Origin of the sequence: Actinomadura sp. NPDC000929 (genome assembly GCF_040492065.1) — a bacterium.
GTDB classification, from domain to species: Bacteria; Actinomycetota; Actinomycetes; order Streptosporangiales; family Streptosporangiaceae; genus Spirillospora; species Spirillospora verrucosospora.
This window is the reverse complement of sequence record NZ_JBEUPA010000316.1, coordinates 1-2,160: the sequence shown is the minus strand read 5'-3', so window position 1 is coordinate 2,160 and position 2,160 is coordinate 1. Positions and strand designations below refer to the sequence as shown.

Below are 2,160 nucleotides of genomic sequence, written 5' to 3'. Positions count from 1 at the left end.
CGCACGAGGACGAGGGCAACGCCGTCACCGTGCTGACCACCGAGATGCCGGACGCGACCCGCGGCGCCGGCCGGTGCGCCGGCGAGCGCGGGGGCCGCCGCGAGCGAGGCGGCCGTGACCGGCACGGTGATCAACGTCAGGGCGCGGCGGACGCCGGCCGGCCCTCGTCGCTGTCCTGGCAAGCTCCCGACGCTCCTCAGTCCCATGGGAGCGCGATCGCTCCCGGCGCGCAGGCGCCCAACGCCCATGACTCCCCCCGAAGACTAGGCGACCTATCCGGCGAAGAGGTACCCGATCGCGAATCCGGCAAGCGCGGGGCGCAGGCGACGGACGTGACGACAGGGTGCAGCGGTCATATCCCGGTACGTATGGGGCGAGGCCGATCGGTTACGATCCGTCATGGACGAGACTTTGAGACGGGCTGACGGTATTTTGGACGGACTGACTAGTTCGATCTAGCGGTGCGGACGCCAAGATCGTGACCGAAAAGTAGGACGTCCGCCCCCCTTCCGACGGCTCGCATGAGTCAATTGATCCGCAAAGGGCATGGACGCCCGGCAGGGGGCGGGCACGGACGCCATCATGGAACGAACACGTGACCTGGACCGGCGTTTGTCCAGGCTTAGGGACCCGCTGGCTGAATTGCGCCACGTGCCACGCAACGACCTGCAAGGATTGTGGACGGAGGTTGGCCGTGGCCATTGACTTCAACGCATCGCACGGGGCGACGCTCGGCGTCGAGTGGGAGATCCAGCTCGTCGATGCGGAGACCAGGCACCTGCGGCAGGACGCACGCGAGGTGCTCGCCGCCCTGCCTTCGCTCAGTGACGACGGCGACAATCCGCGCGTCCGGCACGAGCTGATGGAGTCCACCATCGAGGTGGTGACCGGGATCAGCGACACCGTGGGGGAGGCCAAGGCCGACCTGGCCGGCACCCTCACCGACCTGCGCGCCGCCGCCGCGGACCGCGGCCTCGCCCTCGCCTGCACGGGCACCCACCCGATCAGCGACTGGCGGGAGGCGGTGATGGCGCCCATGGGGCGCTACGCCAAGCTGGTCGAGGAGATGCAGTGGCTGGCCCGGCGCATCCAGACGTTCGGCGTTCACGTCCACGTCGGCATCTCCGACGGCGCCAAGGCGATCCCGATCGTCAACGCGCTCTCGTCCTACCTTCCGCACTTCCTCGCGCTCACCGCGTCCAGCCCGTTCTGGAGCGGCAGCGACACCGGCCTCGCGTCCTGCCGGGCGGTCGTGTTCGGCCAGCTGCCCACGGCCGGGCCGCCCCATCTCCTAGACGACTGGGCGGCCTTCGAGGATTACATGGACACGCTGATGCGTTCGGGAACCATAAGGAGCATCAAGGAGGTCTGGTGGGACATCCGGCCGCATCCTGACTTCGGCACCGTCGAGATCAGGATGTTCGACGGGATTCCCACCCTGCGTGAGGTGGGGATGGCCGCCGCGCTGTGCCAGAGCCTCGTCACGCTGTTCGAGCAGCAGCTGGACCGCGGTTACACGCTGCCGCGGCCGGCCGCCTGGGTGGTGCGCGACAACAAGTGGCGCGCCACCAGGTACGGGCTCGACGCCATCGTCATCACCGACGACACGGGGAACACCGCTCCGCTCCGCGACGACCTGTACGAGCTGATCAGGGAGCTGGAACCGGTCGCCGACCGGCTCGGCTGCGCCGAGGAGCTCAAGGTCGCCGGCGAGGTGCTGGAGCACGGCGCCCCGTACGAGCGCCAGCGCGCGATCCGCGCCGGCGGAGGGACGCTGGAGAACATCGTCGACGCGGCGATCGCCGAGCTCGCGGAGGACAGGTTCGTCACACTGGGGGAGGTCGCACATGCCGGAGCCTGAGCAGCCGGACGGCGCCGGGAACCCCGCGAACACCGATCCCGCGAGCAGACCCGAGAACCGCACCGCATCCACCAACGAGAACATCACCCGGCGGGCGCCGCTAGGCTCCGCCGTCGCGCAGGGGGCGCACATGACATATCCGGGACCCGGGGTGATGCCCGGCCTTGAACCACCCGCCGCCCCGGGACACGAGAGTCCCGAGGGCCGGGAGGACCGGGGCGCCGCCGCCGGCGCCGCCGGAGTGAACGGGACGGCCTCCGGCGGGCCCGCACCGCGCGACGCCGAGGGCTCGGCGCGGC

General features: G+C 70.4%; 2 protein-coding genes and 1 pseudogene. 2 read left to right on the top strand and 1 reads right to left on the bottom strand.

From position 1 onward, the window contains the following. Nucleotides 1-182 (bottom strand): hypothetical protein (locus ABWI04_RS42560; RefSeq protein WP_353835960.1); only part of this gene is annotated, 182 nt, incomplete at its 3' end. 512 nt (nucleotides 183-694) lie between these two features. Between ABWI04_RS42560 and ABWI04_RS42555 the strand changes: the two genes are divergently transcribed. Beyond that, a complete protein-coding gene (locus tag ABWI04_RS42555) occupies nucleotides 695-1,861 on the top strand; it encodes a glutamate--cysteine ligase (RefSeq protein WP_345176708.1) in 1,167 nt (388 codons plus the stop codon). Continuing rightward, nucleotides 1,848-2,160: pseudogene (locus ABWI04_RS42550) on the top strand (hypothetical protein); the annotation flags it as partial. The gene ABWI04_RS42555 and the pseudogene ABWI04_RS42550, both read left to right, overlap by 14 nt.